General features: G+C 64.5%; 30 protein-coding genes. 12 read left to right on the forward strand and 18 right to left on the reverse strand.

Going from position 1 to position 24,720, the window contains the following annotated elements:
* Positions 1 to 57 precede the first annotated feature (57 nt).
* Complete coding sequence (locus tag MMAR10_RS08795) at positions 58 to 330, reverse strand: sel1 repeat family protein (protein WP_011643635.1); 273 nt, start codon at positions 328 to 330, stop codon at positions 58 to 60.
* A gap of 164 nt (positions 331 to 494) precedes the next feature.
* Positions 495 to 2,066 (reverse strand): hypothetical protein, encoded by a 1,572-nt coding sequence (locus tag MMAR10_RS08800; protein WP_011643636.1) that lies wholly within the window; start codon positions 2,064 to 2,066, stop codon positions 495 to 497.
* A gap of 187 nt (positions 2,067 to 2,253) precedes the next feature.
* Here MMAR10_RS08800 and MMAR10_RS08805 point away from each other — a divergent pair, with 187 nt between their 5' ends.
* Positions 2,254 to 3,207: an isopenicillin N synthase family dioxygenase gene (locus tag MMAR10_RS08805; protein ID WP_011643637.1), complete on the forward strand. Its 954-nt coding sequence runs from the start codon at positions 2,254 to 2,256 to the stop codon at positions 3,205 to 3,207.
* A 266-nt stretch (positions 3,208 to 3,473) separates the two neighbouring features.
* Here the strand turns inward: MMAR10_RS08805 and MMAR10_RS08810 are convergent, their stop codons facing one another.
* Entirely contained in the window at positions 3,474 to 4,844 is a 1,371-nt protein-coding gene (locus MMAR10_RS08810) for a mechanosensitive ion channel family protein (RefSeq protein ID WP_011643638.1), read from the reverse strand.
* Between the two features lie 238 nt (positions 4,845 to 5,082).
* Here MMAR10_RS08810 and MMAR10_RS08815 point away from each other — a divergent pair, with 238 nt between their 5' ends.
* Entirely contained in the window at positions 5,083 to 5,454 is a 372-nt protein-coding gene (locus tag MMAR10_RS08815; protein ID WP_011643508.1) for an endonuclease domain-containing protein, read from the forward strand.
* A 170-nt stretch (positions 5,455 to 5,624) separates the two neighbouring features.
* On the opposite strand, the gene MMAR10_RS16175 is transcribed toward MMAR10_RS08815, so the two are convergent.
* From MMAR10_RS16175 to gatC, 7 genes are read right to left on the reverse strand one after another with little or no spacing between them, the layout of a single operon-like run.
* Positions 5,625 to 6,272, reverse strand: a complete 648-nt coding sequence (locus tag MMAR10_RS16175) for a hypothetical protein (protein WP_011643639.1) — start codon at positions 6,270 to 6,272, stop codon at positions 5,625 to 5,627.
* Between the two features lie 11 nt (positions 6,273 to 6,283).
* The gene (gene gatB, locus MMAR10_RS08825) at positions 6,284 to 7,777 is read right to left on the reverse strand and encodes an Asp-tRNA(Asn)/Glu-tRNA(Gln) amidotransferase subunit GatB (protein WP_011643640.1); all 1,494 of its coding nucleotides are present in this window, start codon (positions 7,775 to 7,777) and stop codon (positions 6,284 to 6,286) included.
* Positions 7,770 to 8,048 (reverse strand): hypothetical protein, encoded by a 279-nt coding sequence (locus MMAR10_RS08830; RefSeq protein WP_011643641.1) that lies wholly within the window; start codon positions 8,046 to 8,048, stop codon positions 7,770 to 7,772. Before MMAR10_RS08830 ends, gatB begins: the two co-directional genes overlap by 8 nt.
* Positions 8,035 to 8,313 (reverse strand): hypothetical protein, encoded by a 279-nt coding sequence (locus MMAR10_RS08835; RefSeq protein ID WP_011643642.1) that lies wholly within the window; start codon positions 8,311 to 8,313, stop codon positions 8,035 to 8,037. The genes MMAR10_RS08830 and MMAR10_RS08835 overlap by 14 nt, the downstream gene beginning before the upstream one ends.
* Positions 8,306 to 8,554 carry a hypothetical protein gene (locus MMAR10_RS08840; protein ID WP_011643643.1) on the reverse strand — a complete coding sequence of 83 codons (249 nt, stop codon included), beginning with the start codon at positions 8,552 to 8,554 and terminating at the stop codon, positions 8,306 to 8,308. The genes MMAR10_RS08835 and MMAR10_RS08840 overlap by 8 nt, the downstream gene beginning before the upstream one ends.
* Positions 8,555 to 8,577: 23 nt before the next feature.
* Positions 8,578 to 10,053, reverse strand: coding sequence for an Asp-tRNA(Asn)/Glu-tRNA(Gln) amidotransferase subunit GatA (gene gatA / locus MMAR10_RS08845; RefSeq protein ID WP_011643644.1), 1,476 nt, complete (start codon positions 10,051 to 10,053; stop codon positions 8,578 to 8,580).
* Between the two features lie 3 nt (positions 10,054 to 10,056).
* Positions 10,057 to 10,344 carry an Asp-tRNA(Asn)/Glu-tRNA(Gln) amidotransferase subunit GatC gene (gene gatC, locus MMAR10_RS08850; RefSeq protein WP_011643645.1) on the reverse strand — a complete coding sequence of 96 codons (288 nt, stop codon included), beginning with the start codon at positions 10,342 to 10,344 and terminating at the stop codon, positions 10,057 to 10,059.
* A 100-nt stretch (positions 10,345 to 10,444) separates the two neighbouring features.
* Between gatC and ruvX the strand changes: the two genes are divergently transcribed.
* The 3 genes from ruvX (at position 10,445) to MMAR10_RS08865 (ending at position 12,438) form a co-directional block, all read left to right on the forward strand.
* Positions 10,445 to 10,900 (forward strand): Holliday junction resolvase RuvX, encoded by a 456-nt coding sequence (gene ruvX, locus MMAR10_RS08855; RefSeq protein WP_011643646.1) that lies wholly within the window; start codon positions 10,445 to 10,447, stop codon positions 10,898 to 10,900.
* Positions 10,897 to 11,811 carry an AEC family transporter gene (locus tag MMAR10_RS08860; RefSeq protein ID WP_011643647.1) on the forward strand — a complete coding sequence of 305 codons (915 nt, stop codon included), beginning with the start codon at positions 10,897 to 10,899 and terminating at the stop codon, positions 11,809 to 11,811. The genes ruvX and MMAR10_RS08860 overlap by 4 nt, the downstream gene beginning before the upstream one ends.
* 117 nt (positions 11,812 to 11,928) lie before the next feature.
* On the forward strand, positions 11,929 to 12,438 hold the full coding sequence (locus MMAR10_RS08865; RefSeq protein WP_011643648.1) for a hypothetical protein: 510 nt from the start codon (positions 11,929 to 11,931) through the stop codon (positions 12,436 to 12,438).
* Positions 12,439 to 12,770: 332 nt separating this feature from the next.
* Here the strand turns inward: MMAR10_RS08865 and MMAR10_RS08870 are convergent, their stop codons facing one another.
* Both MMAR10_RS08870 and MMAR10_RS08875 read right to left on the reverse strand, forming a co-directional pair.
* Complete coding sequence (locus MMAR10_RS08870) at positions 12,771 to 13,733, reverse strand: MBL fold metallo-hydrolase (RefSeq protein WP_011643649.1); 963 nt, start codon at positions 13,731 to 13,733, stop codon at positions 12,771 to 12,773.
* Positions 13,734 to 13,773: 40 nt separating this feature from the next.
* Entirely contained in the window at positions 13,774 to 14,286 is a 513-nt protein-coding gene (locus MMAR10_RS08875; RefSeq protein ID WP_011643650.1) for a GNAT family N-acetyltransferase, read from the reverse strand.
* Between the two features lie 285 nt (positions 14,287 to 14,571).
* Here MMAR10_RS08875 and MMAR10_RS08880 point away from each other — a divergent pair, with 285 nt between their 5' ends.
* The 4 genes from MMAR10_RS08880 to dprA are packed head-to-tail and all read left to right on the forward strand — an operon-like array spanning position 14,572 to position 18,631.
* On the forward strand, positions 14,572 to 15,534 hold the full coding sequence (locus MMAR10_RS08880) for an aspartate carbamoyltransferase catalytic subunit (protein WP_011643651.1): 963 nt from the start codon (positions 14,572 to 14,574) through the stop codon (positions 15,532 to 15,534).
* Positions 15,531 to 16,808, forward strand: a complete 1,278-nt coding sequence (locus MMAR10_RS08885; protein WP_011643652.1) for a dihydroorotase — start codon at positions 15,531 to 15,533, stop codon at positions 16,806 to 16,808. The genes MMAR10_RS08880 and MMAR10_RS08885 overlap by 4 nt, the downstream gene beginning before the upstream one ends.
* Before the next feature lie 12 nt (positions 16,809 to 16,820).
* Positions 16,821 to 17,471 (forward strand): glycerol-3-phosphate 1-O-acyltransferase PlsY, encoded by a 651-nt coding sequence (plsY, locus tag MMAR10_RS08890; RefSeq protein ID WP_011643653.1) that lies wholly within the window; start codon positions 16,821 to 16,823, stop codon positions 17,469 to 17,471.
* Positions 17,472 to 17,503: 32 nt separating this feature from the next.
* Positions 17,504 to 18,631, forward strand: a complete 1,128-nt coding sequence (dprA, locus tag MMAR10_RS08895; RefSeq protein WP_233353815.1) for a DNA-processing protein DprA — start codon at positions 17,504 to 17,506, stop codon at positions 18,629 to 18,631.
* Here the strand turns inward: dprA and MMAR10_RS08900 are convergent.
* From MMAR10_RS08900 to MMAR10_RS08915, 4 genes are all read right to left on the reverse strand, one after another.
* Complete coding sequence (locus tag MMAR10_RS08900) at positions 18,610 to 18,831, reverse strand: hypothetical protein (RefSeq protein WP_011643655.1); 222 nt, start codon at positions 18,829 to 18,831, stop codon at positions 18,610 to 18,612. The genes dprA and MMAR10_RS08900 overlap by 22 nt on opposite strands.
* 61 nt (positions 18,832 to 18,892) lie before the next feature.
* A complete protein-coding gene (locus tag MMAR10_RS08905) occupies positions 18,893 to 19,354 on the reverse strand; it encodes a DnaJ domain-containing protein (RefSeq protein ID WP_011643656.1) in 462 nt (153 codons plus the stop codon).
* A gap of 1 nt (position 19,355) precedes the next feature.
* A complete protein-coding gene (locus MMAR10_RS08910) occupies positions 19,356 to 20,243 on the reverse strand; it encodes a division plane positioning ATPase MipZ (protein WP_011643657.1) in 888 nt (295 codons plus the stop codon).
* A gap of 58 nt (positions 20,244 to 20,301) precedes the next feature.
* On the reverse strand, positions 20,302 to 20,919 hold the full coding sequence (locus MMAR10_RS08915) for an SPOR domain-containing protein (RefSeq protein ID WP_041636891.1): 618 nt from the start codon (positions 20,917 to 20,919) through the stop codon (positions 20,302 to 20,304).
* Between the two features lie 85 nt (positions 20,920 to 21,004).
* On the opposite strand from MMAR10_RS08915, the gene panC reads away from it, so the two are divergent.
* Together panC and MMAR10_RS08925 are read left to right on the forward strand one after the other, a co-directional pair.
* Complete coding sequence (panC, locus tag MMAR10_RS08920; protein ID WP_011643659.1) at positions 21,005 to 21,871, forward strand: pantoate--beta-alanine ligase; 867 nt, start codon at positions 21,005 to 21,007, stop codon at positions 21,869 to 21,871.
* 53 nt (positions 21,872 to 21,924) lie between these two features.
* Complete coding sequence (locus MMAR10_RS08925) at positions 21,925 to 22,695, forward strand: glutaminyl-peptide cyclotransferase (protein ID WP_011643660.1); 771 nt, start codon at positions 21,925 to 21,927, stop codon at positions 22,693 to 22,695.
* Positions 22,696 to 22,847: 152 nt separating this feature from the next.
* Here the strand turns inward: MMAR10_RS08925 and MMAR10_RS08930 are convergent, their stop codons facing one another.
* The gene (locus MMAR10_RS08930; RefSeq protein ID WP_011643661.1) at positions 22,848 to 23,285 is read right to left on the reverse strand and encodes a DUF1489 family protein; all 438 of its coding nucleotides are present in this window, start codon (positions 23,283 to 23,285) and stop codon (positions 22,848 to 22,850) included.
* Between the two features lie 196 nt (positions 23,286 to 23,481).
* Between MMAR10_RS08930 and MMAR10_RS08935 the strand changes: the two genes are divergently transcribed.
* Positions 23,482 to 23,886: a hypothetical protein gene (locus MMAR10_RS08935; protein WP_190273909.1), complete on the forward strand. Its 405-nt coding sequence runs from the start codon at positions 23,482 to 23,484 to the stop codon at positions 23,884 to 23,886.
* Positions 23,887 to 23,890: 4 nt separating this feature from the next.
* Here MMAR10_RS08935 and MMAR10_RS08940 read toward each other — a convergent pair whose 3' ends face one another.
* Positions 23,891 to 24,616, reverse strand: a complete 726-nt coding sequence (locus tag MMAR10_RS08940; RefSeq protein ID WP_011643663.1) for a hypothetical protein — start codon at positions 24,614 to 24,616, stop codon at positions 23,891 to 23,893.
* Positions 24,617 to 24,720: the final 104 nt, after the last annotated feature.

Raw genomic sequence — 24,720 nt, forward strand, 5'->3', positions numbered from 1 at the left:
TATTGGAGCCGGCAGATGCCCCCATCCGCCGGCTGTCATCATGTCAGTCGGTTTCGCCTAGTGGCGCGTCGACAGCCATTCGCGGGCGGCGCGCTGGGCGCTGGCCACTTCGAGGGTCGACATCTGGTCGGAAATTTCGGCGCGGTAGTATTTGGCCGGTTCCGAGCCCATCAGGGCTGCCAGGTTGAACCATTTGTGCGCTTCGACATAGTCGATCTCGCCACCCTGGCCAGTTGAATACAAGATACCAAGCTTGCACAGATCCTCACCCGTCGGGTCAGCAAATGCCGCTTGATGCGCTTGGGCCGTTTCTACGTCCGTGAACGCCATGGGTCTTTCCCCTTACTCTACACTGGCGGGTCCTGTCTTTTTGACCTGTGACCCGCGACCACCATCCAGTCCGAATGCCTTCGAACACGGAGGATAGTGAGCAAAGAGACTTGCATTAAGGTTAAGGCGAATCAGAAAAAATGCGCCTTAAGTCTTTATATCGGTTAGATTTTCTTGCCGAGTAGTGAACGCGATATCCACGCATCGGTAAGACTTGTGTGGCTGGCCCGGCGCAAGCGGTCCGGCGTTGCCAGGCGGATCAGCGTGAGCAGCAAGACCAATGCGACTGATATCAAGGCCAGCATCAGCGCCTGCCGGACGCGCGGCTCGGCCTCAGGCGTATCCGGGAGCGGCTGCAAGGCCGCGAAGGCGTCTGCACCCAACCATTCGAAAACCGCGAGTGTGGCCGGTCCGGACAGTTCGGCCAGCCGCTGCAGATCGGTCAGGGCGTCCGGAGACCCGGCAAACTGCATCAGCCGGATAGACTCAAAGCTCGACGTTCGGGTGCGCAATCGGGCGACTGACTGGAAGACGGTCGCAAGGCCGACCGCCCCCGGTGCCGTGCTCGCCTCGATGCGCGCGGCAATCATCGGTTCGGCCCGTGACGGCGCGGCAAAGGCGATATCAGGCCGTATCCCGGCACTGGCGAAGGCATTGCCGATCTGGTCAGGGGGCAGCAGGCGCACAAGCTCTATCGCCAACCACGCCTCCATTTGCGGGTGAAGTCGCCCCGCCCGCCGCGCGGCCGTGAGGATTTCGGCTCCAGAACCCAGGGCGTGCTGCCGCCCCGGCAGGCTGACCATGCCCGCCTCAATTGCGGCGAGCGCCAGGGCCAGATCATCGGCCGTTGCGGGAGGAATGATTGCACTGTCACAGCCCGGCCGGCGCGTTCGCGGATCAGCGCACAACTGGATCACCAGATGCCGGACACCGCCATAGAGCCGCGTATCACCGGCGTCGGTCGCAACCAGCGCCGGAACCGATCGCATTTCGAACTGGCCCCGATAGGCTCCCCGGAAAAAACCGTCGGCACTGGTATTGGCGACCGCCCAGGCAAACTGACGCTGAGCCTGGCCACGTTGCAGCGCGTCGGGTGCAAAGACCAGCGCCGGCGGCGAGAGCCCGAGCGCCTCGCCCCGGGCCAGCTCGCGCCGATAGGCCGCATCGAGACGGGCCTGTCTCTGCCAGGCCGGACCGGCCCTCAATCGTGCGTCCAGCGCCTGTGGTCCGGCAGCCCCGGCCAGCAGCTCCAGCGCCAGCCGGTCACGGCCGATCAGATCAGGACCCAGGGCAGCCCAGCTGCGAAACCGGTCCATGTCGGCGCGGCGGCGGCGATCCCCGCGCAAGGCATCATTCAGCCGGTCGAGCCATAAGGTCCGGGCATCTGCCCCCGACGGTACCGCTTCACGGACAAGTTGGGACAGCCGCTCGCTCTCGCCGGGCTGCGGCATCACATGCCCGGCAATACCGCCGGTCTGCGCCAGCCATTGCAGCGCAAACCAGGCCGCCACGACCAGCGATCCAATCAACCAGGCCGGTTGAAACCCCTTGAACACGGCCCGCCACAACAACCACACAGTAAGACCGACAGGGCCTGCCTCCCACGGAGACTGGGTCTCGCCGCGCCAGCGATCAACGCGCTCGCGCCGGATCGCCTCGCCCCGGGTCAAACCGGCCCGCTGCCAGGCGTCCGCGCCCGGTTGGTTCGTGTCACCAGCATCGACGGTATCCGTCATGATGCCCCCCTGTTCCCGGCATCAGTTATGCCGAGCAGGCGCAGGCTTGCAACCATATGCGCGTGAGGCGCGAGAAAAACGCCCCGCCATCGCCGGCCCGGATCGGGGCGGTCATAATGAAAGGAGAGTTGGCAGGCGGGGCCGTGCGGCTTATTTCCATCGAACCGTCGCCAGGAGCCCGCTCACCATGCCGTCCGATACCCTCTCCCGCTTTGCGCCCGTTTCGATGGCGCTGGCCCATACCGACAAGGCCCGCTTTGCCGCCGAGCTGGGTCGCAGCTTTCGCGAATTCGGCTTTGCCGCGATCTCCGATCACGGCCTCGACCCGGCCCTGATCCAGGCGGCCTATGACAAGGCGGCGCAATTCTTCGCCCTGCCGGAAGAGACCAAGCTGGCCTATCTGGTCGAAGGCGGTGGCGGCGCTCGCGGTTATACGCCGTTCGGCAAGGAGATCGCCAAGGACGCCAAACATGTCGACCTGAAGGAATTCTGGCATGTCGGTCGCGACCTGCCCGCCGGTCACAAATATGAGGCCGACATGGCCCCCAATCTGGTTCCGGCCGAAGTCGAGGGCTGGCGCGAGACCGTGCACGGTCTTTACGGCGCGTTCGATGCGCTTGGCGTCCAGGTGTTGCGCGCCATCGCACTGGATCTCGGGCTTGAGGAGACCTTTTTCGACGACACGGTCAAGGACGGCAATTCGGTGATGCGCCTGCTGCACTATCCGCCGGTCACCGGCGATCCGGGCGGATCAATCCGGGCCGAGGCGCATGGCGACATCAACACCATCACCCTGCTTCTGGGCGCCGAGGAGCCGGGCCTGCAGGTGATGACCCGGGATGGCGAGTGGATCGACATGAACCCGCCGCCCGGCTGCCTGGTCGTCAATATGGGCGACATGCTGGCGCGCTCGACCAATGATGTCCTGCCCTCGACCCAGCACCGGGTGATCAATCCGGCCGGTGCCCGTACCGGCTTTTCGCGCTATTCCCTGCCGTTTTTCCTGCACTACCGTCCCGACTACATGATCGAGACGCTGCCGGGCTGTGCCGGGCCGGACAATCCGGACAAATATCCCGAGCCGATGCGCGCCAATGATTTCCTCAACCAGCGCCTTCGCGAGATCGGCCTGTTGAAATAGGCTTCGGCTCCGACGCCCAGGACAGGGCAGCTGTCAGACCAGGCGTGCGGGGCGAAGGGGCCCGGCAAGAAAAAGGGGCACGCTCCCCATGACCGTGCCCCTTCAGGTCTGATCCGCCGGTCGCTGGTCGGTCTGTGCCCCGCCAACGTTTCGACCTGCAAAAATATCCACAGGTTGCATTACCCATTCCCTAAGACCGTGCACCCATGACGATTTTTTAATCCAACATATTTGAATGTGGATCATGCACGCAGAGATCGATCCGGTCAGTCCGCCTTCGTCGCGCCCGGCTTTTTCATCCCGGCCGGCATGTCGCGGACATGGATGTCGATCTGCGGATAGGGGAATTCCACACCGTGCTCGTGGAAAGCCTTCCAGACGGCGACATTGACGTCGCTGCGCACATTGGCCAGCCCGTTCTCCGGGTCGGAAATCCAGAAGCGCAGGTCGAAATTGACCGAGCTGTCGCCGAAATCCATCAGATTGCAGACCGGTTCCTTGTCCGAGACCACCCGCGGCACCGTCTTGGCCGCCTCGATGGCAATGGCCTGGACGCGCTCCAGATCGAGCGTGTCATAGGAGACGCCGAAAGGCGCATGCTGGCGCACGACCTTGTCCGACTTGGACCAGTTGATCACGCCATTGGCAATGAAGTGCTCGTTCGGGATCAGGTGCTCGGTGCCATCGCGGGTGCGCAGCGAGACATAGCGCGACTCCATCCCGGTCACCCAGCCGAACTGGCCGTCGACTTCCAGCGCATCGCCGGGCTTGATCGACTTGTCGGCCAGCAGGGTGAAACCGGCGGCAAAATTGGCGACGGTCTTTTGCAGGCCGAGACCGACACCGATACCGACAGCGCCCGAGAAAATCGCCAGCGTGGCGAGGTTGAACCCGGTCAGCTGCAGCGCGATCAGCAAGGCAATGATCGGCAGGGCGAAGCCCAGTATCTTGGCAATGAGCGCCCGCAAGGCCGGTGAAATCTCGTCGGCGCGCTGGAGCTGCGCATTGACCGTCCGCCCGGCCAGCGAGGCCAGCCAGAACAGGACGCCGAAATAGATCAGCGTCCGCAGGACATCGAACAGGGACAGGTCGACCGGCTCGCCATCCTCGGTTTCGCCGAGCGGAATGGCCAGGGCCTGCAATTGCATCACGACATCATCGAGCAGGCCGAACACGTCCAGCGCCGCCACCGGCCAGGCGACATAGAAGGCGACCTTGGACCAGAAACGCGAACGAATGATCAGGGTTACGGCGCGGATGACCAGCCAGGCGGTCATCAGGCTCATGGCAGCGTCGATCAGGGCGAAGGGTTGGTCGATCGCCCCCAGGACAATGCGGATAATGGCCAGAACCGCGACCAGGGCGAGCGGTGTCGCCAGCGATATGGCAGCGGTCAGAAGGCGCCGCGCCAGACCGGTCTTGATACGCGCGCCCGCCAGCCCCTCGACGACATGACGCAAGCGCGGCCCGAAAATCAGCGCCGGGACAAAGGCCGCCAGGACAAGACCCATCTGGATGGCGACATCGAGATTGAGCAGGCTGGCCAACAGCCAGTCCCAGGCCTCACGCGCGCGGCCCTCGAGAACTTCCATCGGCAGAAGTTCATCCAGCGCACTGTCATCCTGCGGTGTGGTCATCTGACGCTCCCTCCCCCTGATTTCAAAGAGGTAGCATTATTGGGGGGATGGGAGCGAGTCCCCTTCCCCCTCACCCGGCCCTTCGGGCCACCCTCTCCCGCAAGGGGAGAGGGCGTTCTTGCCAGCGGCGGGCGCATAGGCCTTCTCCCCTCGCGGGAGAAGGTCCCCGAAGGGAGGATGAGGGGGCGCGTGAGGCCGGTCACGCGAGGTCCCGGCCAGAATTTGCTAATCCACAGTCATGAACTACCGGCTCGGCAGTTTTGCGCGCCGCATGCGCACCGCCCAGACCCCGGCCGAGGCCCGGCTGTGGTCACGCTTGCGCAATCGCAAACTGACCGGCGCCAAGTTTCGCCGACAGATTCCGATCGGACCCTATATCGTCGACTTCGTCTGCTTCGAGGCCCGGCTGATCATCGAGGCCGATGGCGGCCAGCATGCCGACCTTGAGCCGGAAGACGCCGAGCGAACCGCTTGGCTGGAAGCGCAAGGTTTCACGGTCTTGCGGTTCTGGAACCGGCACATTCTCAAACGCACGGATGCGGTGATGGAGGTCATTGGCGAGACGCTGCACTGGGTGACGCATCCGGACAAGGACAGCCAGCCTGGCTGAACCAACCCCTCACCCGGCCCTCCGGGCCACCCTCTCCCGCAAGGGGAGAGGGCGTTCTTGCCAGCGGCGGGCGCATAGGCCTTCTCCCCTCGCGGGAGAAGGTCCCCGAAGGGAGGATGAGGGGGTAAGCGGCGGCACTCACAGCCTGATCCCTCCAGGCAATCACGCCCCTAAGGCCGCCAGTCGCTGCCACGGAGGCAGGCATCCAGGCGAGCGAACTCATTGTTCTGCGCTTCGGTATAGCCATAGAGCGCCCCGAAGAGAGGTTCCATATAGACGGAAAACCCGTACCGACAGCCATGGAGGTAGAGCATTTCATAGGCTTTGAAGCGCCACTCCTCGCCGGGGAGCGCGAACATGATACAGCGGCCCTGCTCGCTGGTCTCACGTCCCAATAGGCTTTCAAACCGCACAATTCTCCCGACCTCGACGTGCTGCTCAAAGTGCTGTGGCTGGAACATGGCGTCATCCAGCACCTCTCCGGGACCGAGATGAAACGTGGCGAAGGGTTTTTCCCCGGCCAGCATGAGCGTGAGTTCGCGATTGGTGTGCGTGGGATAGCTCAAAATCCGCACGCTGGCGAACACCGCACCCGAAGACTTTGAACGAATCTCACCCCTGGTTTCGGGCGGCAGGACGTCGAGTTCAGCCAGGTCGAGGTGACGGAAATGACCTGACACAGCCTTGATGACTGCCTCGCGCTCCGCGCGGGGCACCGCGACCGAGGATATAATGTCCTCGCAACCGTTCTGGTCGTACCGCAAGCAATCCACGAAGACCGTCGGATCGACCTCCATGATCGCGTCTTCCAGCGACATGTCCTGCAAACCTACCCCAGCAATTTCTTCCGCAATATCTCGTTCACGGCTTGCGGGTTGGCCTTGCCCTGCATGGCTTTCATCACCTGGCCGACGAACCAGCCCATGGTCTTGGGCTTTTCTTTCACTTGGGCGGCCTGGTCGGGATTGTCGGCGATGAGCTGGTCGATGACGGCTTCGATGGCGCCTGTGTCGGTGACCTGTTTGAGGCCCTTCTCGTCGACGATCTTGGCCGGGTCGCCGCCTTCACTCCACAGGATCTCGAACACGTCCTTGGCGATCTTGCCGGAGATGGTGTCGTCGGAGATGAGCGCGATCAGACCACCGAGCTGTGTCGCCGAGACCGGGCTGTCGGTGATGTCGAGGCCTTCCTTGTTGAGGCGGCCATAAAGCTCGTTATTGACCCAGGAGGAGGCCAGCTTGGCGTCGCGGCCTTCGGCGACGATCTCGTAGTAATCGGCGCGATCCTTGTCGGCCGACAGGACAGCGGCGTCATAATCTGACAGGCCGAGCTCGGAGACGAGCCGGGCGCGCTTCTGGTCCGGCAGTTCGGGCAGGCCGGCCTTGATCTCGTCGACGAAAGACTGCTGCAGTTCAAGCGGCAGCAGGTCGGGATCGGGGAAGTAGCGATAATCGTGGGCTTCTTCCTTCGAGCGCATGGAGCGGGTCACACCGGTATTGGCGTCGAACAGGCGGGTTTCCTGGTCGATCTTGCCGCCATCCTCGATGATGTCGATCTGGCGCTGGGCCTCGTATTCGATGGCTTGGCGGATGAAGCGCAGCGAATTGACATTCTTGATCTCGCAGCGCGTGCCCAGATGCGAGAAATCACCCGTCTCACGGAATTTCTCATACTGGCCGGGACGACAGACCGACACGTTCACATCGGCGCGCAGCTGGCCCTTCTCCATGTCACCGCCACACGTGCCCAGATAGCGCAAAATTGTGCGCAGCTTGGCGACATAGGCCGAGGCTTCCTCGGGCGAGCGGATATGCGGGCGGGAGACGATTTCCATCAGCGCCACGCCGGAGCGGTTGAGATCGACATAGGTCGAATTGGGATCGAGATCATGGATCGACTTGCCGGCATCCTGTTCCAGGTGCAGGCGTTCGATACCGACCGTGAAGCGCGAGCCATCATCGCGTTCGCACTCGATCTCGCCCTCACCCACGATCGGGAATTGGAACTGGCTGATCTGATAGCCCTGCGGCAGGTCGGGATAGAAATAATTCTTGCGGTCAAAGCGCGACATCAGATTGATCTGGGCATTGAGACCGAGGCCCGTCCTCACCGCCTGTTCGACAACATGGCTGTTGATGACCGGCAGCATGCCCGGCATCGCCGCATCGACCAGCGAGACCTGCGTATTGGGCGCCGCGCCAAAGGCTGTCGCCGCGCCGGAGAAGAGCTTGGCATTGGAGACCACCTGGGCGTGGATCTCCAGGCCCATGACGACTTCCCAGTCACCGGTCGCGCCCGGCAGGATGTAGCTGTGATCACTCATCTCGATCTTCCTCGTCGTCATCCCATCCGGGACGTTCGTCTTCCGGCGTATTCATCGCCGCAACCAGAACCCGACCCGCCATGGTGACGGTCAGGCCGAAAAACAAAAAGCCAACCCCCGGCACCACCAGAAAGATGGTCCAGAGAGCAGCCGGCTCAAGCGGCACGATGCCGCGAAACACCACCGCCCCGGCCAGCAGCAAGAGCGCGCCGACCAGAAAACTCGGTCGCGCCAGCTTCATGGCCGGGTGGGCAGGTTCAGCCTTGGCCATCACGCGGCCCCATGAAAGACTTCACCACGGCGATCATCGCCGCCAGCCCGAAACCGGCCAGCATCAGCCCCAGCGCCAGCTGGACGATGAAACCGAAGGTCGGGAACTCACCCGCCCCGAATGCACCGCCAACCATCACGCCGCCGGAATAGACCGTCGGCAGGCCGAAGGCGAGGCCGAGTATGGCCAGCAGGATCATGAAGCCACGATTGGGCTTGGCCGGCGGTGTTTGCGGGGCCGGGGTCTTGCGCTCTTCGTCAGTCATCCGCCGCTTCCTCTTTCTGGCGCCAGCGCTGGCGCCGCCTGGCCTCTGCGACCCGCCCGGTGAGTCGCGTCGAGGCTATCGAGCCGCCTGCCGCCGTACCGAACCCGGTCCGTACGGCCCAGATACCAAAAATGGCGCCGAAACCGACACCGATCCCGAGCAGCGCCATCGATCCGATCATCAGCGCCAGCACCAATGCTGCGCCAGCCAGAATCAAGATGAAGCGCCCGAGCATCCCCATGTGTCAAAGCCCCACCGCGTCCATCACGCCCACCAATTCTCCGGCTTGGCGACGAAGCCGGCCGAATCCTCGATCGCCGCGCCGACCTTGAACATGGTTTCCTCGTCCAGCGCCGGGGTGATGATCTGAAGTCCCAGCGGCAGGCCGTCCTTGTCGACACCGGCCGGCACCGACATGGCCGGCAGGCCGGCCAGGTTGGCGGTGACGGTGAAGACGTCATTGAGATACATGGCGATCGGATCATCCGACTTCGACCCCAGCGCGAAGGCGGCCGACGGGGCGGACGGGGTCAGCACGGCGTCGACCTTCTCAAACGCCTGTTCGAAATCCTGCAGGATGCGCGTGCGCACTTTCTGGGCGCGCAGGTAATAGGCGTCGTAATAGCCGGCCGAGAGCACATAGGTGCCGATCATGATGCGGCGCTGGACCTCATGGCCGAAACCGGCACCGCGGGTGTTTTCATAGGTCGCATTGAGGTTTGTCCCCTCGACGCGATTGCCATAGCGCATGCCGTCATAGCGGGCGAGGTTGGAGGAAGCCTCCGCCGGCGCGACGATGTAATAGGCTGGCAGGGCGTATTTCGTGTGCGGCAGGGAGATGTCGACGATCTCGCAGCCGGCGGCCTTGAGCCAGTCAATGCCCTTTTGCCAGGCCTCATCGATCTCGGCCGGCATGCCATCGACCCGGTACTCCTTGGGAACGCCAATGCGCAAACCCTTCACCGACTGACCGACCGCCGCGACGAAGTCCGGTACATCGTTCGGCAGCGAGGTCGAATCCTTGGGGTCATGACCCGACATGGCCTGCAGCATCAACGCCGAATCCTTCACCGTCTTGGCGAAGGGACCCGGATGATCAAGCGAGGAGGCAAAGGCCACCGCGCCCCAGCGCGAGGTTCGGCCATAGGTGGCTTTCACGCCGACCGTGCCGGTAAAGGCGGCCGGCTGGCGGATCGAACCGCCGGTATCCGTGCCCGTGGCGCCAAAGCAGAGATCGGCCGCCACAGCCGCCGCAGATCCGCCCGAGGAGCCGCCCGGCGTCAGCATTTCGCCGTTAGCGCCCTTCCAGGGATTATTGACCGGACCGGTATTCGAGGTCTCGTTCGACGAGCCCATCGCGAATTCGTCCATCGAGGTCTTGCACAGGAAGACGCCGCCGTTTTCCCACAGCTTGGCCGTGACGCTGGACTCGTAAGTCGGCTTGAAGCCCTTGAGAATGTTCGAGGAGGCTGCCGTCTCGACACCTTCAACCGCGAACAAATCCTTGATCGCCAGCGGTGCGCCTTCGATGAGACCACCCTCGCCGCGCGCGAGTTTCTCGTCGGAGGCCTTGGCCATGGCCAGCGTCTTGTCGGCGTCAAAGGCGGTGAAGGCATTCAGCTTGGGCTGGGCTGCTTCGCACAGGGCCAGGCCTTCCGTCGCCAGTTCAACAGCAGAGACCTCACGCGCCTTCAGCTTGGCGGTGATGTCGGACAGGGTGAGTTTGAAAAGCTCGCTCATGACCTACTCCACCGATTTCGGGACAACGAAGAAGCCTTCGTCGGACTTGGGCGCGTTGGCCAGGACCTTGTCGCGGCAATTGCCGTCGGTGACTTCGTCCGCGCGCTGCGGCAGCGGGAATTTCACCGGCGTGGTCATCGGCTCGACGCCGTCGACATCCACTTCATTGAGCTGTTCGATCCAGCTCAGAATGCCATTGAGCTCGCCGACCAGCGTGTCGATACGATCGGTTGGTTCGGCGATGCGGGCGAGGCGCGCAATGCGGCGCACATCATCAGCGGTGACGGACATGGGAAATCACTCCGGAAATTCGAAGCTGACTGAGTAGCAATCGCCTTTCGCAGGTGCAAGAAAGCTTGACGGTCGCGCGTGCAAAGCGCATCCCGCCATCATGCCGATTGTGACCCTGGAAGACCTGCCCGATGGCCCCCTGATCGCCCTTGATCCGGGGAGCAAGACCATCGGGGTGGCGGCCTGCGGTGCCTCGCGGGGCCTCTCGACACCGGTGGAAACCATCAAGCGGACCAAGTTCACAGCCGATGCGGAGCGTGTCTTTGCCCTGCTGGACGAGCGCCAGGCCGTCGCCATCGTGATGGGCCTGCCGGTCAATATGGACGGGTCGGAAGGCCCGCGCGTGCAGTCGGTGCGTGCCATGGCCCGCAATCTGATGCGGCTGCGCGACCTGCCCATCGCCTTCCAGGACGAACGCCTCTCGACCTTCGAGGCCGAAGAGAAGCTGATTTCCGCGGGCGTGCGCCGTGACAAGCGCAAGGACATCATCGACGCCCACGCCGCCGCCAACATATTGCAATCCGCGCTCGACCGCCTGGAGATGCTGCGCCCATGACCCCCATCATCACCGCCCTCGTCCCCGTCTTCGGCGTGATCTTTCTCGGATGGGTATTGCGACGCTCCAACCTGTTGCCGGAAACGAGCTGGGGGCCGATTTCGCGGCTGGCCTATCTTGGACTGTCCCCGGCCCTCCTATTTTCCTCGATCGCCTTTGCCGACCTGTCCGAGATCGAGCTCGGCGGTTTCATGGCCGCGGCGATGCTGGGTTTTGTCGCCATGGCGGCGCTGACACTGGCGTTGAAGCCGGTGCTGCGCGTTCCCGACCCGACCTTCACCTCGCTGTTCCAGGCGACCAGTCGCTGGAATGGCCTGCTGATCCTCGCCATCGCCATCGCCCTGTTCGGGGCCGAGGGCGAGGTTCTGGTAGCCCTGGTGATGGTCGCCTCGATCCCGCTGGTGAATATGGAATGCGTCGCCGTCCTGTCGGTTTGGGGCACCGGCGCAGCGCCGCAGTGGCGCTCCATCCTCTACCGCATTCTGACCAATCCGCTGATCCTCGGCTCGGCTGCCGGTGGTGTGGTCAACCTGGCCAACATTCCGGTTCCGACGATGCTGGCCGACACCATTGCGCTGACCGGTCAGGCGGCGCTGCCGCTGATCCTGCTGGCGGTCGGCGCGGGACTGAACTTCACCGCCATGCGGGCCCGGCCACGCCTGCTCGGCCTGTCAGTCTTCGTCAAGCTGATGATCGGCCCGCTGGTCTTCTACGGCATCGGCCGCGCCTTCGGCATTGACGGCATTCCCCTGACCGTCCTGCTCCTCACCGGTGCCTCACCGGGTGCGGCGTCGGCCTATGTGCTGGCCCAGCAATTGGGCGGTGACGCGCCCTATTCCGCCGGTGACATCACAGCAAGCGCGCTGTTCTGCTTCATCACGATCCCGTTCTGGCTGTGGTTGCTGGGCTAGGCAGGCACTGCGCCAGGCGACCGGATCGACGCCGCTTGCCGGTCTCGCCCGGTCGAATTACGAATAAGGACCAGGCTTGCTCAGGCGAGCGGGATCTTGTCGTCCGGGGGTACTATCATGGCACACAAGGGCGCACTCTCTCGCCGCTCGTTTCTGATGCAGGTGACCGGTACCGCATTGGCGGCGGGTGCCGGCGCACTGGTCAGCGGTAGCGCGACCGCACAAACCTATACCGGCGTATCGGACTCGGATGGCGGGGCCTATGCGGATCCGGCCGGGTATGGACGCAGCGGCGGCGCGCGCGCAGGCAGCTCCGGCTTGACCGATAGTGACAGCGGCGCCGCCGCTGATCCGGCCGGGAATGGCCGCGGATCAGGCGGCACCGGCGCACAGGGCGTTACCGACCAGGACAGTGGTGCTACGGCGGACCCGGCAGGACGTGGCCGGGGGGGACGCTCCGGCACGGGCGCATCCGGCTATACCGACACCGACAGCGGGGCGACGGCAGATCCGGCCGGTCGAGGGCGCGGACCGGCAGCCCCGCGCCCGGCTCAGCCGGACGGCCCGGTCGAAAGCGAAGTCCAGCGTAACAACGGGATGGCGCGGGCCTGCAACCCCCGCTGCTAGCTGCCGGTGCCGGGCTCAACGTCAACGCCGTGAAGGCGCGGCCGCGTTTGTTGGTCCTGTCAGTCTTTATCCAGTTGATGATCGGACCGCTGGTCTTTTTCGGGATTGGGCGCCTGCCGGGTATTTAAGGCATCCCGCTCACCACCCTGCTTCTCACCGGCGCGTCGCCTCGACCTGGGTTCTGGCCAAACAGACCCCTCACCCGGCCCTTCGGGCCACCCTCTCCCGCAAGGGGAGAGGGCGTTCTTGCCAGCGGCCGGCTCATACGCCTTCTCCCCTCGCGGGAGAAGGTCCCCGAAGGGGGGATGAGGGGGAATCCCGGTGCCTGACGGTCAATCCCCCAGACAGACCCGCTCGCCCTCGTCAGCCAGGTTGAAGCCGGCCTCTGTCACCACATCCCGCTCCGGCGCATCGGGATAGCGGACCGGGTTGGTGTGGTTGAAATGGATGAAGCGGATCTTGGCCCGCTCGCTGGCGGGCAGATCGGCGAACCGTGCCATCGAGTGCGAGATCATTGGATGCGGGAAGCCCGACATGTCACGCCCCAGGATCTCGCCATTGGCGAAGAAGGTGGCGTCGAGATAGGCGACATCCACGCTGGCGATAACGTCCTCGATGCGCAGGGCGGTGCCGTCTTGCCAGGTCTCCCATTCCTCCCAGCTGTCGATGTCGGGCAGGAAGAAGGCGCTCAGACCCGGCGTGTCGATGCGATAGCCGACAACCTCGGTGAATTCCTGCCGGTGCGGCACGGCGATCGGTGTCACGGACAGGCGGCCAACCTCGACCGCAACGCCATCGTGCATGGGTTGAAGCGCAATGTTCTCATAGCGGACCAGCTGGCTCCAGGGCCCGTTGCTCGTCAGATAGTCGGCCATACGCGGCATGGCGAAGACCGGCACGCCCTGCGCCCCCATGCTCTCATGCCCGAGGAACATCAGCCCGGTGTAATGGCCCATATGGCCATGGGTAAGGAAGATACCGTCCAGCCCGGGACGCCGTTCGGTCGGTGCAATCTGGTCGAGGCGGTAGAGCTGTTCACGGATGTCCGGCGTAGCCTCGAACAGGTAGCGCTCGTCCAGCTGATGATCGACCAGCGCGATCGAGGTCGCCAGCCGTCGCAGCGACGGATCTTCCCATGCGGGATCCGCGCTATTGCCCAACTGCGGCGCGCCGCCATCCTGGCCGACGCCGAGGACGATGAGTTCGATGGAGCATGTCGGGTTTTCCGGTTGCGCGATGGCGGGCACCGTCACGCCGAATGCCAGGCCGGCGAGCGCTATTGCATGTGTTTTCATGGCCAAGAACGAGACTGGAACCCGCCGCGGGCGTCAAGCGCTAATCAATCCCGACCACTGTGCTGCGCCGCTCCATCTGGACCACATCGCGCCATCGCCCGGCCATGGGGCCATGCCCCATCTTGCCAAGCCCGCACCTGACGCCAAGCCGCTCGAAGCCGCATTGCTCATGCATGCGGATGGACGCCGTGTTCTCGGCGAAGATCCCGGCGGTGAGCGTCCACAGGCCTTCCGCTTCCGAGCCATCAACCAGGGCCTGCAACAGGATGCGGCCCAGCCCCTTCCCGCGCGCAGCCTCCGCGACATAGACCGAGACCTCGCCCACCCCGCCATAGACGCAGCGCGAAGAAACCGGGCTGAGCGCGGCCCAGCCGGTCACCCCGCCTTCACCGTCCAGTGAGACCAGCCGCGGTGCGGCAAGCTTGCCCTCGTCGAAATGAACCCAGTCCGGCGCGGCGCTCTCGAAGGTCGCGTGACCGGTAGCGATGCCCTCGGCGTAGATGGCGAGGACGGCGGGCGCGTCGGTTGGCGTCATGGGGCGGAGTTTGGTCATGGTTTCCTGTCGAGAGGCCGCGCCAGCAGACTGATCCATAGATCACTTGTCAGCCAGCAGGCCGCATCCGGGTTTTCAGGTCAAGGGCCCAAAGGGCCGCGGAGCGGGCACGCCCCTTGACCTGAAAACCCGGATGCGGCGCCATCTCGGCAAGTGATGTATGGGCGGGTGTGCGCCGAGGCGCCCGGGCCGGCACAGAATTCACCCCTCACTTGCTCCTGCCCCCAACACCCCCTATACCGCCGCACGACGTATCTGTGTGCCCTTGGCGACCCAGGAGACGGGATGAGCCGCGCGGAATTTTCCTACGACTTCCCCCACCGCCACCTTTTATCGGTGGCCGACCTCAACCCCGTTGATATCCAGATCATTTTCGAGCGCGCCGCGCATCATCTGGCGACCAACCGGACGCCGGACAAGCGCTCTGACGTGCTGCGCGGCCTGACCGTGCTCAACCTCTTCTTCGAGGCCTCGACGCGAACGCAAGGCTCGTTCGAGATGGCGGGCAAGCGGCTCGGCGCTGATGTGGTCAACTTTGCCGTGGCCCATTCTTCCGCCTCCAAAGGCGAGAGTCTGTCGGACACGGCGCGGACTCTCGCGGCCATGAAGCCCGACATCATGGTCGTACGCCACTCGGCAACCGGCGCGCCGCAATTCCTCGCCGATCACACCGGCCTGGCTGTGGTCAATGCCGGCGACGGCATGCATGAACACCCGACCCAGGCCCTGCTCGACAGCTTCACCCTGTCGCAACACTGGGGCTCGGTCGGTGGCCGCCGCATCCTGATTGTCGGCGACATCCTGCATTCGCGGGTGGCCCGCTCGAATATCGGCCTGTTGAACATTCTCGGCGCCGAGATCCGCCTGTGTGCGCCGCCCACCCTGCTTCCCTCCGATGTCGACCAGTGGGGCTGCGACGTCTTCCACGATCTCGACGAGGCGTTGAAGGGCTGCGACGCCGTCATGGCCCTGCGCCAGCAGCGCGAGCGCATGTCCGGCGGCTTCGTGCCGTCCGAACGGGAATTCTTCCACCTGTTCGGCCTCACCCATGAGCGCCTTGAAGTGGCGTCGCCGGACGTTCTGGTCATGCATCCCGGGCCGATGAATCGCGGCGTCGAAATCCATACCAAGCTGGCCGATGATCCCGAGCGCAGCGTGATCCTGGAACAGGTGGAGAGCGGCGTTGCGGTGCGCATGGCGATCCTTGAACTGATCGGCGCCAATATCCGCAAGGAGGCCTCGGCATGAGTACGAGCCTGGCCATCACCAATGCCCGCCTTGTCGACCCGGCCTCCGCCCATGACGGCCCCGGCGGCGTGCTGATCGAGGACGGCGTGATCGCCCAGATGGGCAGTGAGCTGGATCTTGATGCCGCTGACGAGGTCATCGACGCCAAGGGCCGCATACTCGCCCCCGCCCTGATTGATCTTCGCTGTGCCAAGGAAGCAGCCCTGACGCCCGACGGCGAAACCGTCGATACGCTGTGTGCGGCCGCGATGAGCGGCGGCTTCGGCACTATCGTGCTGGCACCCAATGCCCGTTCGCCGCTGGACAAGGCCGATGGCTTTGCCGGCATGTCGCGGGGGCTTGGCCAGCGCAGCGTCCGCATCCTCTCGGCTTGCGGCGCGACCCAGGGCCTGGCGGGCGAACAAATGGCCGAGATCGGCCTGATGGTGCGCGGCGGGGCTGTTTATGCCGGCCAGGGGGATCGACCGATCGCCGATACGCGCCTGATGCGCCGCCTCCTCTCCTACACCAGCCAGTTCGATATCTGGCTGGCCTGTCGTCCGGCCGATGCCGGCCTGTCCAGCGGCAGCGTGGTCACGGAAAGCGACTGGTCGGCCCGTATGGGACTGCCGTCGGAACCGACCGTGTCCGAACGGATTGCCATCGAGCGGGATGCTGCCCTGGCTGAATTGTCCGGCGGCAAGTTGATGATCGACCGCCTCTCGACCGCGGCCGGGCTCGACGCCCTGCGCCATGTCCGCAGCCGCGACCTCGAGATCGCGGCCACGGTGGCCATCGCCCACCTGACCCTCAACGAGGTGGATGCCGGTGGTCTGGACAGCGCCTTTCGCATGGACCCGCCCCTGCGCAGCGAAGCGGACCGCCAGGCGCTGGTCGAGGCGGTCATTGCGGGCGAGATCGATGCCGTGGTCTCCGACCATCGACCCACCCCGTTCGACGACAAGGCCGACCCGTTCGCCCTGGCCATGGCCGGGACGCTGAGTCTCGAGACCATGCTCGGCGCCATGCTGGGCCTGGTTCATGACGGCGAGCTGGAGCTGATCGACGCCTTGCGGGTCATGACCTGTGGCCCGGCCGACCTGCTCGGCCTGCCCCAGGGACGTATCGCGGTCGGCGCGCCGGCCGATCTCATTCTCATCGATGGCGACAAGCCCTGGGTGTGCCAGCCGGATGGCTTCGCCTCGGCGCGTGGCAATTCGGCCTGGGCCGGCCGTCGTTTCCAGGGACGGGTCTTGCAAACCATCGTCGCCGGAGACACATTATACAACCCTTAGGTGCAAATTGACATGACCAGTCTTCTGATCGCGCTCGCTGCCGCCGCCGGTGGCTATCTCTTCGGCTCCATCCCCTTCGGACTGGTGCTGACGCGCATGGCCGGTCTGGGCGATATCCGCGCCATCGGGTCCGGCAATATCGGCGCCACCAATGTGTTGCGCACCGGCCGCAAGGACCTCGCCGCCCTCACCCTCATTCTCGATGCCGGCAAGGCTGGTATCGCGGCGGCGGTGTTCGGCTATTTCCTCGGCACCACCGCCGGGCTGGTCGCCGGCGCCTTCGCCTTCGCCGGCCATTGCTTTCCGGTCTGGCTCGGCTTCAAGGGCGGCAAGGGTGTGGCGACCTTTGTCGGCACCATGCTGGTGGTCTTCTGGCCGGTCGGCCTGACTGTCATCGCCACCTGGCTGGCCATGGCCGCCATTTTCCGCATCTCCTCCCTCGCCGCGCTGGCTGCAGCGCTCGCCGCGCCGTTCGCCGCCCTCGCCTGGGGACGCCCCGATGTGGCGATCATGGCCGGCCTGCTGACGGTGCTGATCTACTGGCTGCACCGCGCCAATATCAGCCGCCTGCTCAAGGGCGAAGAGCCCCGTATCGGTGGCAAGAAGAGCGAAACGTCGGCCGATGTCAGCGACGGGGACGACCCCGACACTCCGGCGACATGACGCAGCCGGGGCCCAGCCACACCGAAAGGGTGATGTGGTTGCGCCTCGCGCGGACAAGAGGGTTGGGCGCGATCGGATTTGCCCGGGCGATCGCCCATTACGGCAATGCCGCCGACGCCATTGACGACCTGCCCGCGCGGGCCCGGTCTGCCGGTCGGCGGGTGCTCGACATCCCCAGCCCGGAGACGGTCGAAGCCGAAATGGAACAGATCGAGCGTGTCGGCGCGCGTCTGATCACCGGTCTGGATCCGGACTATCCCGCCCTGCTCGCCGCGATACCGGGGCCGCCGCCAACCCTGATCGTGCGCGGCAATCTGTCCCTGCTGGACCGCCCGGCCTGCGCCATGGTCGGGGCCCGCAACGCCTCGGCGGTCGGGCTGAGATTTGCCCGTGAGCTGGCCAATGGACTGGGCCGCGAGGATATCGTGGTCGTGTCCGGCCTCGCACGCGGTATTGATGGGGCGGCCCATTCCGGCGCTCTGGAAAGCGGAACCATCGCCGTGCTCGCCGGCGGGATTGATCACATCTATCCGCCCGAACATGGCGAGCTGCACGCCCGCCTGGGCGAGGACGGGCTACTGCTGTCCGAAGTCCCGTTGGGCCAGTCCCCGACCGCGCGCGATTTTCCGCGCCGCAACCGCCTCATCTCCGGGCTGGCACTGGGCACGCTGGTGGTCGAGGCCGCGCTTCGCTCGGGCTCCCTCATCACCGCGCGCTATGCCGCCGAGCAGGGACGCGAAGTGATGGCGGTTCCCGGATCGCCGCTCGATCCACGTGCCCGCGGCTCCAACCAGCTCCTGCGCGATGGCGCCCATCTGATCGAATCCGTCGATGATGTGCTGGACATCCTGTCGAAGGCCCGCCGTCCCGAACCGCCCGGGCACGGGCTGGAGGATCTGCCGGCAATGAGCCTGCCGGACCTGTTCGATGACGAGGAGGCGGGCCTGTCGACTGATGAAGGCTTGTCGAACACCTCTGCCCTGTCCCCCCTGGAACGCCTGCGCGCCCTCCTGTCGCCAGCTCCGGTATCGGGTGATGAACTGGCCCGCGCCGCCGACCTGCCCATCGGCGAAGTCCAGGCGATGCTGATGGAGATGGAGATGAGTGGAGAGATCGCGACCCTGCCCGACGGGCTGGTTCAACGCCGGCGCCAGAGCTGATTGAGCCGGTGTGATTCCATTTCGATGTAATTGGCGGCCAGCTCGATCAGGCAGGCGCTCTGGCCATAACCGTGATGGAAGGCGTCTTCGCTCAGGCGACGGAGCTCGCGGGACAGGCGGTCTGACTCTTCAGTCAGCGGCAGGACGCCGGGCAAGGGATGCCCGAACAGATCATGCCCGGGCCTGAGCTTGCGACGCATATCGCCCTCCACGGTCGAAGCCATGATAAATTACAAGCCTACAAAATACAACCTTGAGTAATCAGCCTGGCAAATTGGCAAGCAAAAGGTCGCGCGCCTCTTGCACCTGACGCGCCAGTGCGGCCGATCCTTCGCCGGTATCTGGATGAAGCTTCTTCATCAAACGGCGGTGGGCGGCCCGGATCGCCGCCGCGTCGGCATCCGCGTCCACCCCGAGTATCTCCCGGGCCTCGGCCACGCTCATCGACTGGCTAGCCGATGGCGGGGAAGCGGTGCGTCCGCCTCCCGACCCCGACCGGCCAGGGCGAAGGACATCGCCCAACAGGCCCAGCCCGAACAGGCCGATCGGCCCACCCAGTATGACCCCACCACGCAGGCTGATAATCGCACCGGCCAGCAGGGCGCCACCGCCCAGGATGATACGGACCATCCGCGCCGCACTGGCGGTCTTTTGCCGGGAAAACCACCAGGCCGCGCCCAGCAGGGCCATCAGGGCCAGGATTCCGAGCGCGAATGGCGTCATGTCAGAAGGGAATGGTTGCGCCCTGGAGACCGGGCAGTTTGAGGATGATCAACAGGTCGCGCAGTTCCTGGCGGGCGGCGACATGGCTCATGGTGAACGTCACCGTCGAGCCGCTTTCGGTCAGATCGAGCAGGGTCAGCCCCAGCGGGAAGAGCTCACGATAGATGACCCGCTCGGCAAAGCCGGGAGCCAGCCGGAAGCCGATCCGTTGCGACAGCATTTTGAGGCCGTCACCGACGCGTCGCTTGTTGCGCGCGTCCAGCATCGAGATGCGGTTGCGCATCACGACCCAGTCGATCGACCGTTTCTCCAGCTGGGCCTTGCGTTTGCGGCACTCCCACAGCATCTCGGAATAGACGCTTGGCTTGCCAACCTCATAGCTGTCCGGGTCGATTTCGGCGAGCAGGTCAAAGTCGACAAAGCTGTCATTGACCGGCGTGATGACCGTGTCGGCGCTGGAGTGCGCGAGACGGGAATAAAGGGTGTCGGCGCCTGGCGCGTCGATAATGATGAATTCGCAACTGGTTTTCAGTCGGGTCAGGGCCTCGGAAAAACGCTCGGTCTCCTCTTCCTCGACCAGGTCGAGATCGCGCTGGGCGCTCGGTGCCAGAACAATCTCCTCCGGGCGCGGCAGGGAGGCCCCATGGCGCTCGCACCAGCGCTGACGATTGGACAAGTAGCGACCAAAGCTGCGCTGGCGCAGATCAAGGTCAATGGCCCCGACGGTCTTGCCCATGCGCAGCAGGGCGACGGCCAGATGCATGGCGACGGTGGACTTGCCGGCGCCGCCCTTCTCATTGCCCACAACGATGACATGGGCGGCCTGAACGCCATCGCGAACACGACCCAAGGGTCTGGCAGGCAAGCGAAAACCGGTCTGACTACTCATCTCGTCCCAATCTCGACCACGTCCGAAGCCGCCAGCATATGGCGCGCCCTTGGCGATTCTATTCGCCCGCAGTCCTTGCCATATCCGCCATGGGCTGCCCGGAGAAGTCAACCACGGCACAGTAGTCACCGGTCGCCATCAGCTGCTGACAGACAGCCCGCGCCTCGGCGGCGCTGTCGAAGGGGCCGGCCTTCAGGCGCAGATAGGTACCCTGCCCGGCAATGTCAGTTTCGCTGAGCCGCGCCTGCAGGCCGGCAAGCATTTCGCCATGTTCGAGCACCAATTCGTCCCAGCCGCGCTGCGCCGTCTCGGCTCGCCGATAAGAGGCCAGGTGAACGCCATGATAGAGGCTGGGTGCATCAGCCATGGCCGCCGGCGGCGGCGGCAGGTCTGTCAGGACAGGCTCCGGCGCAACCGGCAATTCGACCGCATCGCCCGGCGCATTGAGCGCCATAACCGCATTGGCCAGGGCGTGCAGTTCCGGCGCAACGGTATCGACAGCATCCGGATCAAACCGCGCCAGGTGTGCCAGTTCACGCGAGATGGCATCGGCCAGCAGGGCATTGCGCGTCGGCGCGACGGCGGCAACAGCCATATCCTGCGCCGCCGGCTCGGGCGCCGTTGTCGCACATCCGGCCACGGCCAGGGCGGCCATAAAAACAGTCAGTCGTTTCATGTCATTGTCTGTAGACGGCATCGCATCAATTGCCTGTATCATCGCTTATGATTATCCCCAAGAGACCCGTTTTGTGGACCCCCTCATGATCACACAGCAAATACCGCATGCCACAACGATTTCCGCACTTCGGACGCGGGTCCGCAGCTGGCGGGAGGACCGGCTGAGCGTCGGTTTCGTACCGACCATGGGCGCATTGCATGACGGACATGTCTCGCTGGTCCGGCTGGCCAAGGCCCAATGTGACCGGGTGGTGGCCAGCGTATTCGTCAATCCGAAGCAGTTTGCGCCCGGTGAGGACCTGGACGCCTATCCGCGCACGCTGATCGATGATGCGGAAAAGCTCACCGACGCCAAGTGCGACCTGATCTACCTGCCGACGCCCGAGGCGATGTATCCTGACGGCTACAGCGCCGGTGTGACCCTGAAGGGCCCGGCTCTCGGTCTGGAATCAGCGATCCGCCCGCACTTTTTCGATGGTGTCGCCACCGTGGTCACCAAGCTGTTCAACCAGGTCCGGCCCGACATGGCCTTCTTTGGCGAGAAGGACTACCAGCAATTGCTGGTGATCCGGCAGCTTGTGAAAGACCTCGATTTCCCGATCAATGTGCTGGCCGGCGAGACCGGTCGGGACCGGGATGGCCTGGCCCTGTCCTCGCGCAATGCCTATCTGGACAGCGATCAGCGGACCCGGGCGGGTCAACTCAACCTCATCCTCAAGGCCTTTGCCGCGGCATTGAGCGGCGGGGCGAGCACATCCGACGCCACCGCGACAGCGCTCGCCGCCGCCAGTGACGCCTTTGATGCCGTTGACTATGTCGAGGCCCGATGCGCAGCAACACTGGCTGAACTGGGCGACGGGCCGATCGACCGGCCCGTCCGGGTGCTGGCCGCAGTCAGGCTGGGTTCAACTCGCCTGATCGATAACATGGCCGCAAATCCACCTGCCTGATGCCGGAATTCCGGTTAAGCTCGCCGAACAGGCCTACCGGGAGTGCCCGCCTCATGATCGTCCGCATCCTCACCCTGACTGCCCTGTGGATCGGCCTGCCCCTGGCGGCCTGTGCGCAAGCGCCGCAGATCATCCGTCCGGAGGTGGTCGCGGAATATCCACATGACCCAGCGGCGTTCACACAAGGCCTTTTCATCCATGAGGGCGAGCTGTTCGAGAGCACAGGCCGTGTCGGTCAGTCGAGCCTGCGCCGGGTCGATCTGGAAACCGGTCAGGTCGAGCAGAGCGTCGCCATTGCCCCGCCGGTTTTCGGCGAAGGCTCGGCCCGCATCGGCGATGAGATCTTCATGCTCAGCTGGGTGTCCGAGCGCGGCTTCATCTTCAATGCGGAAACCTTCGAGCAGATCAACAGTTTTTCCTATCCCGGCGAAGGCTGGGGCCTGACTTTCGACGGAACGCACCTGATCCTGTCCGATGGCACACCGGAGCTGCGCTTTCTCGATCCGGCGACCATGACTCTATCCCATACGATCAACGTCACGATGAACGGGCGCCCGATCCGGCGGCTCAACGAGCTGGAATGGATTGACGGAATGATCTGGGCCAATATCTGGGAGACGCGGTCCATTGTCAGGATTGATCCGGAGACCGGCGCTGTGGACGCGATGATCGACCTGTCCGCACTTGTGCCGCCCGAGGTGGCCGGGCGCCGCGATGCCGTCGCCAACGGCATCGCCTGGAATGCCCGGACCGGTCAGATCTATGTCACCGGCAAACTTTGGCCGACCCTGTATGAGATCCGGCTTCCCGAACCGAGTGACTGACCCGCAAGTCAAACCAGGGCCCAAACCTGTCCCGACCGAACCCGGTGAAGCCCCGGTGGATAATTCCCCTGGGTCAGGGTCGCGGTGGCGGTGGCGGTGTCGGTGTCGGTGGCGTTGGCGGTGGCGGCGCTGATCCAGCTCGGGAGCGGATGCTACCAGGCGCCAAGCTCCAGCAGTTTCGCGCGCAATTCACCGGGCATGTCATCACCGCCATCACCGCCACCGGTCAGGTCACGCGGCGCGTCTTCCGGTTTGAGATATCGCCAGCCCTGGAAGGGGCGCCGCGGCGCTGCTGCCGTGCGGATGATCTGCGGTGACATGATGATGGCGCACCGCTTGATGCCGTCAGCGCCGGTAACCGGTTCCAGGGCAATGATTTCCGAGCGGCACTGGATCGCGCCCGACATCACCCAGTACAGCGAGCCGCCAGCTTCGACCTCGTCCTTGCGGGCCGGTGACATGCGGGTCACATGCATGGCGACTTCCGGCTCACCGGCAGCCCGGCGCGCGGCCATCTCGCGATCCCGATGCGCTTCCAGCTCGTCCACCGAGGACACGCCGACGCAGAGTTTGACGATATGAATGGCCATCCCCTGCAGTTAGGCCGACTCCGGCATGAGGTCAAAGGATCGACGCTGGCGAGGCCAACCTGCCGACCTGCCTGCCTGCCTGTCTGCCTGCCTGCCTGTCTGTCTGCCTGCGGGCTGGACAGAAGCGCCGAAGCCACCCCTAATCAGGCGCATGTCGCAACTACCGTCTCCGCGCGCGTGGACACACGCTCGAACCGTGATGATCGTGGTGTGCGGCCTGCTGATAGTCACACCGCTCTTTTTCATCAGCCAGCTGGCCTTCGCTGTATTCGGGCTCGACCAGCTCAACGCATTCGGGGCTGACGGCGCGAATGTCTTGCAGAACACCCCGACGGTCTCGCTTGTGGCGCCCTTCCTGAGGGCGCCGCTGCTGATTCTCACCTTGCTGTTTCTGGTGCGCCGGTCGCGCTGGGCGAGCATCAGTTTTGCCCTCGCGACACTCATCCACCTGGTCAGCTGGATGAGCATTCTTTCGAATGCCTATTTCACCCTGCCAACCGGCTATCTGACCCTGGCGCTCGAGGCGGGCGGCATCTACCTGCTTGTTCGCTACCCCGAATTACGCGCGCCGACCGTCAACGGTAAGACGTCCGGGGCCTGACACCTCAGTCCACCTCGACATCGACAGCACCGCCGAGAAATTCAATCTCACTGAAGGCCAGTTCAAAACTCTGGTCGAATGACTGGAAAGCCGCCCGACCACTGATCGACTGGCGCAGGTGTGTCAGGACCGGTGCCGGCAGGCCATCTATGGCCGTGTACTCCTGGACCATGTCGAATTGCGTCAGCCGCACAGCAAAGTGTGGCTTGAAACTCTCCGGCGCCCACATCCGCAAACGGGTAACCGAAGCGTCCTCGCGGGCCACGGTCAGCGCGCCGCGAACATGCTCGGCCATGGCAGCCTCTTCGCCCTCGAAGTCGGGACGAAAACTGAACACCAGATGGTCAGCGGTCTCCTCGGCCAGTTCCAGGCTGCCCGGTGCGATATCGCTATCGTCCGCCGAAAAGAAAAGGCCGCTGTCTTCATCATCATCGTCCGGCTCCTGCAAGCCGGTCCACATGCCCGCCTGCATATCCGACAGCTCGTCCAGCGTTGGCGATACCAGCTCCCAGCGCGCGCCCTCCGGACGGGTCCCGTCGAACTGGCCGACCATGGCCCCGTCCTCATTGGTCATGGTGACAATAAAGCGCCAGTCGCGCTCATCGACCGTGATGGACGGCCGCGACAGGGCCGTCTCCAGCACCGGATGGAGTGAGCTTGCGTTCTGGGCATGGGCGAGTGGCACGGCAAACAGTGTGACGGCCGACAACAGGGTGACAATACGGATCATGGCTTCGCGTCCAGGCAGATTGGATGTTTCAACGATCAACCCCCGCTTCAACATTGCCATAAACGCGACAGCGAAGGGACCCGAATCCTTTCGCTTTACAGCAT

The sequence above is a fragment of the Maricaulis maris MCS10 genome (genome assembly GCF_000014745.1).
GTDB lineage: Bacteria > Pseudomonadota > Alphaproteobacteria > Caulobacterales > Maricaulaceae > Maricaulis > Maricaulis maris_A.

Coding starts and splice junctions, on each gene's coding strand:
- MMAR10_RS08795 (WP_011643635.1), bottom strand. CDS start 330: ATGGCGTTCACGGACGTAGAAACGGCCCAAGCGCATCAAGCGGCATTT.
- MMAR10_RS08800 (WP_011643636.1), bottom strand. CDS start 2,066: ATGACGGATACCGTCGATGCTGGTGACACGAACCAACCGGGCGCGGAC.
- MMAR10_RS08805 (WP_011643637.1), top strand. CDS start 2,254: ATGCCGTCCGATACCCTCTCCCGCTTTGCGCCCGTTTCGATGGCGCTG.
- MMAR10_RS08810 (WP_011643638.1), bottom strand. CDS start 4,844: ATGACCACACCGCAGGATGACAGTGCGCTGGATGAACTTCTGCCGATG.
- MMAR10_RS08815 (WP_011643508.1), top strand. CDS start 5,083: ATGAACTACCGGCTCGGCAGTTTTGCGCGCCGCATGCGCACCGCCCAG.
- MMAR10_RS16175 (WP_011643639.1), bottom strand. CDS start 6,272: ATGTCGCTGGAAGACGCGATCATGGAGGTCGATCCGACGGTCTTCGTG.
- gatB (WP_011643640.1), bottom strand. CDS start 7,777: ATGAGTGATCACAGCTACATCCTGCCGGGCGCGACCGGTGACTGGGAA.
- MMAR10_RS08830 (WP_011643641.1), bottom strand. CDS start 8,048: ATGGCCAAGGCTGAACCTGCCCACCCGGCCATGAAGCTGGCGCGACCG.
- MMAR10_RS08835 (WP_011643642.1), bottom strand. CDS start 8,313: ATGACTGACGAAGAGCGCAAGACCCCGGCCCCGCAAACACCGCCGGCC.
- MMAR10_RS08840 (WP_011643643.1), bottom strand. CDS start 8,554: ATGGGGATGCTCGGGCGCTTCATCTTGATTCTGGCTGGCGCAGCATTG.
- gatA (WP_011643644.1), bottom strand. CDS start 10,053: ATGAGCGAGCTTTTCAAACTCACCCTGTCCGACATCACCGCCAAGCTG.
- gatC (WP_011643645.1), bottom strand. CDS start 10,344: ATGTCCGTCACCGCTGATGATGTGCGCCGCATTGCGCGCCTCGCCCGC.
- ruvX (WP_011643646.1), top strand. CDS start 10,445: ATGCCGATTGTGACCCTGGAAGACCTGCCCGATGGCCCCCTGATCGCC.
- MMAR10_RS08860 (WP_011643647.1), top strand. CDS start 10,897: ATGACCCCCATCATCACCGCCCTCGTCCCCGTCTTCGGCGTGATCTTT.
- MMAR10_RS08865 (WP_011643648.1), top strand. CDS start 11,929: ATGGCACACAAGGGCGCACTCTCTCGCCGCTCGTTTCTGATGCAGGTG.
- MMAR10_RS08870 (WP_011643649.1), bottom strand. CDS start 13,733: ATGAAAACACATGCAATAGCGCTCGCCGGCCTGGCATTCGGCGTGACG.
- MMAR10_RS08875 (WP_011643650.1), bottom strand. CDS start 14,286: ATGACCAAACTCCGCCCCATGACGCCAACCGACGCGCCCGCCGTCCTC.
- MMAR10_RS08880 (WP_011643651.1), top strand. CDS start 14,572: ATGAGCCGCGCGGAATTTTCCTACGACTTCCCCCACCGCCACCTTTTA.
- MMAR10_RS08885 (WP_011643652.1), top strand. CDS start 15,531: ATGAGTACGAGCCTGGCCATCACCAATGCCCGCCTTGTCGACCCGGCC.
- plsY (WP_011643653.1), top strand. CDS start 16,821: ATGACCAGTCTTCTGATCGCGCTCGCTGCCGCCGCCGGTGGCTATCTC.
- dprA (WP_233353815.1), top strand. CDS start 17,504: ATGTGGTTGCGCCTCGCGCGGACAAGAGGGTTGGGCGCGATCGGATTT.
- MMAR10_RS08900 (WP_011643655.1), bottom strand. CDS start 18,831: ATGCGTCGCAAGCTCAGGCCCGGGCATGATCTGTTCGGGCATCCCTTG.
- MMAR10_RS08905 (WP_011643656.1), bottom strand. CDS start 19,354: ATGACGCCATTCGCGCTCGGAATCCTGGCCCTGATGGCCCTGCTGGGC.
- MMAR10_RS08910 (WP_011643657.1), bottom strand. CDS start 20,243: ATGAGTAGTCAGACCGGTTTTCGCTTGCCTGCCAGACCCTTGGGTCGT.
- MMAR10_RS08915 (WP_041636891.1), bottom strand. CDS start 20,919: ATGAAACGACTGACTGTTTTTATGGCCGCCCTGGCCGTGGCCGGATGT.
- panC (WP_011643659.1), top strand. CDS start 21,005: ATGATCACACAGCAAATACCGCATGCCACAACGATTTCCGCACTTCGG.
- MMAR10_RS08925 (WP_011643660.1), top strand. CDS start 21,925: ATGATCGTCCGCATCCTCACCCTGACTGCCCTGTGGATCGGCCTGCCC.
- MMAR10_RS08930 (WP_011643661.1), bottom strand. CDS start 23,285: ATGGCCATTCATATCGTCAAACTCTGCGTCGGCGTGTCCTCGGTGGAC.
- MMAR10_RS08940 (WP_011643663.1), bottom strand. CDS start 24,616: ATGATCCGTATTGTCACCCTGTTGTCGGCCGTCACACTGTTTGCCGTG.